This window comes from Marisediminitalea sp., from assembly GCF_984433645.1.
In genome coordinates this window covers 1-7,042 of sequence record NZ_CFIDRX010000205.1, presented here as the reverse complement: position 1 = coordinate 7,042, position 7,042 = coordinate 1, and the positions used below count along the sequence as shown (strand labels likewise).

9 protein-coding genes are annotated in these 7,042 nt (G+C 49.1%); 1 reads left to right on the top strand and 8 read right to left on the bottom strand.

All coding sequences use genetic code 11. The annotated features are described in order from the left end of the window. Window positions 1-362 (top strand): GNAT family N-acetyltransferase (locus tag AC4MRN_RS18385; protein WP_491204101.1); only part of this gene is annotated, 362 nt, incomplete at its 5' end. Between the two features lie 19 nt (window positions 363-381). Here the strand turns inward: AC4MRN_RS18385 and AC4MRN_RS18380 are convergent. The 8 genes from AC4MRN_RS18380 to AC4MRN_RS18345 form a co-directional block, all read right to left on the bottom strand. Further along, window positions 382-873, bottom strand: a complete 492-nt coding sequence (locus tag AC4MRN_RS18380; protein ID WP_155014423.1) for a YcgN family cysteine cluster protein — start codon at window positions 871-873, stop codon at window positions 382-384. Between the two features lies 1 nt (window position 874). After that, entirely contained in the window at window positions 875-1,540 is a 666-nt protein-coding gene (locus AC4MRN_RS18375; protein WP_491204100.1) for a fumarylacetoacetate hydrolase family protein, read from the bottom strand. Then, window positions 1,540-2,529 carry a lytic murein transglycosylase gene (locus AC4MRN_RS18370; RefSeq protein WP_370166408.1) on the bottom strand — a complete coding sequence of 330 codons (990 nt, stop codon included), beginning with the start codon at window positions 2,527-2,529 and terminating at the stop codon, window positions 1,540-1,542. The genes AC4MRN_RS18375 and AC4MRN_RS18370 overlap by 1 nt, the downstream gene beginning before the upstream one ends. A gap of 7 nt (window positions 2,530-2,536) precedes the next feature. Further along, on the bottom strand, window positions 2,537-2,830 hold the full coding sequence (locus AC4MRN_RS18365) for a YcgL domain-containing protein (protein ID WP_073322302.1): 294 nt from the start codon (window positions 2,828-2,830) through the stop codon (window positions 2,537-2,539). Window positions 2,831-2,846: 16 nt separating this feature from the next. After that, window positions 2,847-3,989: a ribonuclease D gene (gene rnd / locus AC4MRN_RS18360; RefSeq protein ID WP_370240280.1), complete on the bottom strand. Its 1,143-nt coding sequence runs from the start codon at window positions 3,987-3,989 to the stop codon at window positions 2,847-2,849. A 50-nt stretch (window positions 3,990-4,039) separates the two neighbouring features. After that, entirely contained in the window at window positions 4,040-5,692 is a 1,653-nt protein-coding gene (gene fadD / locus AC4MRN_RS18355; RefSeq protein WP_491204099.1) for a long-chain-fatty-acid--CoA ligase FadD, read from the bottom strand. 133 nt (window positions 5,693-5,825) lie between these two features. After that, the gene (locus AC4MRN_RS18350) at window positions 5,826-6,671 is read right to left on the bottom strand and encodes an alpha/beta fold hydrolase (protein ID WP_491204098.1); all 846 of its coding nucleotides are present in this window, start codon (window positions 6,669-6,671) and stop codon (window positions 5,826-5,828) included. Between the two features lie 170 nt (window positions 6,672-6,841). Next, on the bottom strand, window positions 6,842-7,042 hold a 201-nt coding region (locus AC4MRN_RS18345), incomplete at its 5' end, for a hypothetical protein (RefSeq protein WP_491204097.1).

Sequence of the window (7,042 nt, the reverse complement as noted above, 5' to 3'; positions counted from 1 at the left end):
AGCTACTTGATACCTTAGAAGAACAGCGCAAAATTGGCTATGGCGTGTGCTATTTACTCATATGGCAACAGCAGTGCCTCGGCATGGGCATAGTTAACTATATTCACCCTATTCACAAGACCGCTAACATGGGGCTCTGGCTGGTGCCAGAAGCGCGTGGCAAGGGAGTGGCATATACCCTTTGCCAACGACTTATTGACCTGGCTACGCAGCCATTAAAACTGAACAGATTGGAATACCTGACGCTGCCCGACAATCACGCCAGTATTAAACTGGCACAATCGCTGGGCGCGCAAAAGGAAGGATTATGCAGGCGCAGGGTGTTTGGACAGGATGCGCTGTTATTCAGCCTTCTGATTTAACCCAAAACCGCCAAGGCGATCAGTCGATGTCTTCCAGTGGCCAAATCGCAATATAATCTTCAAACCTGTCTAAATCAGCATCGCTCTCGGCGACCGTTTTCCCTCTTACCGACATCCCGGCTTTATGCATCGCGGTTTTCTTATTGCGATTGAGCAATGGATGCCAGGAGGGTAGTCCCCGCCCTTCATGCAGTCGACGATAGCTGCAGCTTGGCGGCATGAAAAAGATGTCTTTCAGGTTTTCCTGGGTCAATTGCACACAGTCCGGCACAAGCTCGGTGCGCTTTGCGTACTGGGTACAACTGCAGGTTTTGGTGTTCAGCAAGTCACAAGCAATATTGGTAAAGTGAATCACTTCACCGGCCTGGACATGGGCGGTAGTCGTGGCTTCATTTACGGCCTCGTCGTCAATGAATTTGTGCAGGCAGCATTTGGCGCAGCCATCACAAATTGACTCCCACTCAGAACGGCTCATTTCGTCGAGGGATTTGGTCTCCCAAAAGCGTTCCATATTAGTTCCCCACTACTCGGGTATTAATATCGAACCAGGGCGACATCGACAGCGTTAGCGTGTCATCTGGTTGTAATGGACCAACACCTTTGGGTGTACCCGTCAAAACAATATCTCCCGGGACCAGCGTAAACACCTCGGAAATAGCAACTAGCAAGGATACGGTATCCCGCATCATCATGTGCGTATTACCGCACTGTCGAACCTGGCCATTGATGGTCAGTGAAAAGGCCAACGCCTGTACATCGGCAACTTCGCTCATGGGGGCGAATGCACTAACAGGGCAGGCATTATCGAACGCTTTTGCACGCTCCCATGGATGGCCATCCTGCTTCAGTTGATCCTGCAAATCACGAAGCGTTAAGTCGAGTGCGAGCCCTACCCCTGCCATTGCAGATTTGGCTTGTTCGGCACTGGCATTAGACAACGTTTCACCAATGAGTATAGCCACTTCCAATTCGTTGTGACACGCCCCCCGGTTTGTTGGAATACTGATGACGTCATCGGCATGGCACAAGGCGGTAGCAGGCTTTAAAAACAATAGCGGTTCACCAGGCACTGCATTGTTAAGCTCCTGAATATGATCCAGGTAATTACGCCCCACACACACCACTTTGCCGGTAGGTAATCCAAAAGGTTGGCCTTGTAAATTGCGATGCTGATACATTAGTGCCCTCGCTTAATCCGCTCTGACAAATAGCTCACCGACACACCAAAATAGCTGCTGCGATTCCATTTCATTAGCGTATGAAAGTTTTGATAAACCAGATACAACCGGCCCTTTTCACCGTCCGGCATGATAAACGACGCATTGATGGCAACATCAGGTAAGTCGCGACCATCGTATCGCCTTACCCCTTGCGCTTGCCAGAATGACAGTGGCTTAAACTTCGCTTTATCGAGCCCTGCCAGCGAATAATCAAAATCATCAGTTACCGATACCTGTCTGCCCCACGTGCCGTCGTTTACCCAGCCTTCAGACGAGAGGAAATTCGCAATTGAGGCAAACACGTCGGCGGGCGTGCCCCAGATATCTTTTTTACCGTCACCATCGTAATCTACTGCGTAGTTTAGGAATGAGGTTGGCATGAACTGGCTTTGCCCCATGGCCCCCGCCCATGAACCATTGAAATCTTTCAGCGAAATATGGCCTTCCTGCAAAATGGTTAACGCCGCCAACAGCTGTTTCTTAAACAGCGCTTCACGACGCCCTTCAAAAGCCAGTGATGCCAGCGCAGATAACACCGGGTGTTTGCCCTGAATTTTACCAAAGTTCGATTCATTCCCCCACAACGCGACAATAAACCGCGGTTGCACACCATAGCGCTGACCTATTTCCGTTAACAGAGGCTGATGTGTTTTCATCAGATCTATTGCCTGCTTCACTTTCCAGTCAGGTACCCGGGTAGTGAGGTAGGTGTCCAGGGTAATTTTCTTTTCTGGCTGATTATTGTCGGCTTTCACTACGGTAGGGCGATAAAACACCGTCGCGAATACGTTATCAATAAACTGCTTGCCAAACCCTTGCGCGACCGCTTCTTGCTTCAACGCGGCTTTATAGGTTTCAAACTCTGCTTCTTTACTGTCTGCGGCATAGCTAATGGCCGACACCAGCATTGCACAACACACAATGCCGAATTGCTTAATCTTGTTCATAGCGGCTTTATGCTTGTGATGGTTTACTGTCCAGACCAAGGCTTTCCCGGTGTTTCTCGAGTAAGTTGTCTTCTTTGGGCGGCATTTGCAGATAGAACCCCTGCTCATTCATCGCTTCAATTAACCTGGCTTTGTCTACGCCGGCAAGCGCCTCACGCTTTTGAACAGGTAACATCATTACCAATTGAGGTTTGCCAAACTGCGCCATCAGCGCTTCTGGGACCGCTGAAAAATCATCTTTTTTCGCCACATACAGGTACATGCCTGCTTTTTTGGCGGTTTTATATACTGCAATTAACATGATTTACCTATTCTTTTCAGTTAAATACTGCCTGAGCGACAGGCTCAAAATACGTCGCTCGCCAACCAGTCAGCACATCGGGTTTTAAGCCCTGAACCCGGCATTCATCAATATCGAACCAATGCCATTTTATAAGTTGGTTAAGCTGCTTTTTGGACGCAATGACTTCTTCGCTCACGCCTTGTTCTACTGCAATTTCCGCCGCCGCATGCTTAAGTCTGGCCAACGTTTGCTTGTAATGCGGAAAATCTATCAGCCGTTTTATGCGCGGAATATGAGCCTCTGACGAGGTATTGTCAAATTCCTCGAGTCCTTGACGAATGATGTCCAGTAGAATTTCAGGCCGCAAACGTCGTTCTTGCGGTGTTAAACAATGAATACGCGACAGCGCGCCCTTAGACTGCGGCATACGTAATGCCAATTCAAACAGGTGCGCTTCTTTGAACACAAAATTCAGGGCCATGTCTTTTTGCTGCGCACGGGTGAGCCGCCATGCAGCCAGATGCTTCAGCACGGTGAGTTGCTGAGAAGAGAGCTTCCAGGCATTTTTGATTTGCAGGTATGCATACTCCGCCGGCATCGTCGCTTTTTTCTTCTCGCTCAAGGACGCTGACTCGGATAAGACCCAATCCAATTTCCCCCGGGCTTCAACCATATCGTAAAGTTGCTCAAAAGCCGGCAGCAGATACAACACGTCATCAGCAGCATAACGACACTGATTATCAGACAACGGCCTGGCCAGCCAGTCGGTGCGGGACTCCCCTTTTTCCAACGTGATCTCAAGCAGCATTTCAATCATGCGCCCATAACCCATAGTCGTGCCCAGCCCCAAAAGACCTGCAGCAAATTGCGTATCGAAAATAGGCGTGGGGACTAACGAGAATGTCGCCAGGAAGGCTTCCAAATCTTCTGAACAGGAATGCAGGACTTTAATCACATCCGGATTTACCAGTAACGACGTTAATGATGATAAATCGTCAATCGCCAGGGGATCGATAAGCGCAAGCTGATGCCCATCGAACAGCTGTACCAACCCCAGCGCAGGGGCGAGCGTGCGTGTGCGGACAAATTCCGTATCAATAGCGATTGCTTTGTGACGGGCCGCTCGCGCACATACCAGATCGAGGGTTTCCTGGTCCTGTATAAAAATATAATCCATAAATAAAAAAGCCGGCTTAACGCCGGCTTTTTTCAGGTCTTTGCATCGTATTAATTACGAAGCTCGCGACGCAGAATCTTACCGACGTTTGTTTTAGGTAATTCTTCTTTGAATTCTACGTGTTTAGGCACCTTGTAGCCAGTAAGATGTGACCGACAGTGCGCAATCACCGCTTCCGCGGTTAACGAATCATCTTTTCTGACAATGAAAAGCTTCACTACTTCACCGCTGACTTCATGAGGTACACCGATAGCCGCAGCTTCAAGCACTGCGTCGTGCATTGCTGCCACTTCTTCAATTTCGTTAGGGAACACATTGAAGCCCGATACCAGGATCATGTCTTTCTTGCGGTCCACAATGTAGAAATAGCCGTCGTCGTCAGCCCGGGCGATATCCCCCGTGGCCAGCCAGCCGTCGCGAATAATTTCGTCGGTAGCTTCAGGGCGGTTGAAATAACCTTTCATGACCTGCGGGCCTTTTACCCACATTTCTCCCGACTCACCGGGCGCTACTTCATTACCGCTCTCATCCATCAGCATAATATCCGTCGACGGCACGGGCATACCGATCGAGCCTTTGTAAGCATCGAGCTGCGGCGGGTTCACCGTAACAACCGGTGCACATTCTGTCAGGCCGTAACCTTCTAACAATACAGTACCGGCAACCTTTTGCCAGCGCTCCGCCACCGGGCGTTGCACGGCCATTCCGCCGCCTAACCCAAATTTGAAGTTGGTGAAATCCAAATCGGCGAATCCAGGGGTGTTGAGCAATCCGTTAAACAGGGTATTGACTCCCGGCAGAATCACAAACGGGTACTTACTTAATTCTTTCACAAAGCCAGGCATATCACGGGGGTTCGTGATCAGCAGGTTCGGACAACCAAACTTCAGGAATAACAAGCAGTTCGCTGTTAATGCAAAGATGTGATAGAGCGGCAATGCCGTTACCACCAAGTCTTTTCCTGGCGTTATCACAGTCGCCAGAATACCCGACACCTGTTCCAAATTGGCTATCATATTGCGGTGGGTCAGCATAGCGCCTTTTGATACACCCGTGGTACCGCCGGTATATTGCAAAAATGCCAGACTTTGATTGTCGATCTCGACCTTTTCGAACCCCAGCAGACTACCTGCTCGCAACGTTTCCATGAAGGGCTTGGCTTGTGGCAAGTTAAAGTCCGGCACCATTTTCTTCACGCGCTTCACAACGAAGTTCACCACCCAACGCTTCGGTGCAGGCAACATGTCACCCAACGAAGTCAGCAGCACTTCCTTAACGCCGGTTTCTGCGACAACCTTCTCCAGGGTGTGTGCAAAATTCTGCACAATCACAATGCCCTTCGCGCCACTGTCATTTAACTGGTGCTTTAGCTCCCGGGCCGTGTACAAGGGATTAACGTTCACTACGGTCATACCTGCACGTAAAATACCGAACATGGCTACCGGATACTGCAGCAGGTTAGGCATCATGATGGCAACGGCATCACCCGGTTCAAAACCGGCGTGCTGTAGGTATGCAGCGAAATTTTTAGAATGCGTATCGAGCTCCGCAAAGCTCATTTCCTGACCCATGTTAATGTAGGCCGTCTTGTCGCCATATTTGGCAACAGATTCGTCAAGAATATCAACGATTGACGCGTAACGGTCCGGATCGATTTCCGGGGTTACTCTCGGGTCGTAATGCTTAAGCCAGTTTTTTTCCACCAACCTCTCCTGTCAACTTTACTTTGACGATGATTGTTCACAAAAGTCCACGCCACAGCCTCGGCATACGCACAAAACTGGTCCGATTTGTTGCAATAGTATCGGATGTTCGCAAAAAGATAAATGACGTTGTTTACATTTCCTCAACAAAGCGGCGAATCGCAGTGCTAACTGCTGAAGGTTTAACCATATGAAAATGATGTCCTCCTGAGAATAGTTCAAGCTGACTGTTTTTCCACCATATTTTCCGTTTTGAATAAACCGATTCAACGTGCTTGAAACTGTCGGTAGCGCCGCCAAACCAGACCGGACACTGAATACCGTTCATCAGATTTTGTGCCTGAGCCTCGGTCAAACGCAGCGTTGATTTGGTGCGTAATCGTGGGTCACTGCCCCACACTTTTTTACCCTCTTCGGTTTCTGTCAGGTTACGCAATATAATGGATTCTGCATGTTCAGCATTAATATCACTGATTTTGCATCTGGCGGTTACCGCCGCTTTCACATCCACCTCTCGCGCTGTATTTGTCGTGCTTTTCTTCGCTAACCGGCTTAGGGCAGATTCTCTGATCTGGTTCACACTCGTGTCAGCCTCGAGCGTCAATGGGCCACATGCGTCTATAGACACAACCTTAGCCACACGTTCGGGAAAGACTGCCGCATAGAGTGTACTTAAGATGCCACCAAGGGAATGCCCAACCAGAATGATATCCCGCCAGTCATTCACTTCTACCAGCTCATGTATATCCTGGATAAAGTCCAGTTGATGGTAATGCGCATCTGGCGATCGATGATAACTTTTGCCATGTCCGGGTAAATCGACAGCGATAAACTGGTAATCATCGAAATAAGGGAATAAACAAGCCAGACTGGCCGCATTGTCGAGGAATCCGTGTAACCCAAGAATCAGTGGCCCTGATTTGCCATTAGTCAGTCCCTGGATGTTGCCTTTAGACAAGGCGCACTGCCATGCTCGCATAAATGTATTTCCAAATACCAAAACCTGAAAGATCCAGTGTAACAAAGATGCGGCATGAAACTCTATGCCCCTTATCATTGGGGGCGGACACATTAAAAAAGCGGCAAACTATTGCCGCTTTTTCGTTAGTTAAGGAAATACACTTCCTTTTTACAGGCGGGTTATTGCCGCTATCTTTCGTGTCTGGTTCGAATCACTTTTGTTTCGTGAGCCTGACTACGACTGCGAACAGTTGAATTGCTGCTTCCAGATCGATAGGTGCGCTTGACCTGCGTTTGATTAGCGCCATTGTCTTTGATACGAATGACCGGACGAGGGCGATTTTGGTTGTAGTGATAGAAACTGAATCCCGCTCTGTAGCCCGGATGGTA

What these genes read in the sequence shown, in the direction of transcription:
- AC4MRN_RS18380 (WP_155014423.1), bottom strand. Translation starts at nt 873, where the DNA reads ATGGAACGCTTTTGGGAGACCAAATCCCTCGACGAAATGAGCCGTTCT.
- AC4MRN_RS18375 (WP_491204100.1), bottom strand. Translation starts at nt 1,540, where the DNA reads ATGTATCAGCATCGCAATTTACAAGGCCAACCTTTTGGATTACCTACC.
- AC4MRN_RS18370 (WP_370166408.1), bottom strand. Translation starts at nt 2,529, where the DNA reads ATGAACAAGATTAAGCAATTCGGCATTGTGTGTTGTGCAATGCTGGTG.
- AC4MRN_RS18365 (WP_073322302.1), bottom strand. Translation starts at nt 2,830, where the DNA reads ATGTTAATTGCAGTATATAAAACCGCCAAAAAAGCAGGCATGTACCTG.
- rnd (WP_370240280.1), bottom strand. Translation starts at nt 3,989, where the DNA reads ATGGATTATATTTTTATACAGGACCAGGAAACCCTCGATCTGGTATGT.
- AC4MRN_RS18350 (WP_491204098.1), bottom strand. Translation starts at nt 6,671, where the DNA reads ATGCGAGCATGGCAGTGCGCCTTGTCTAAAGGCAACATCCAGGGACTG.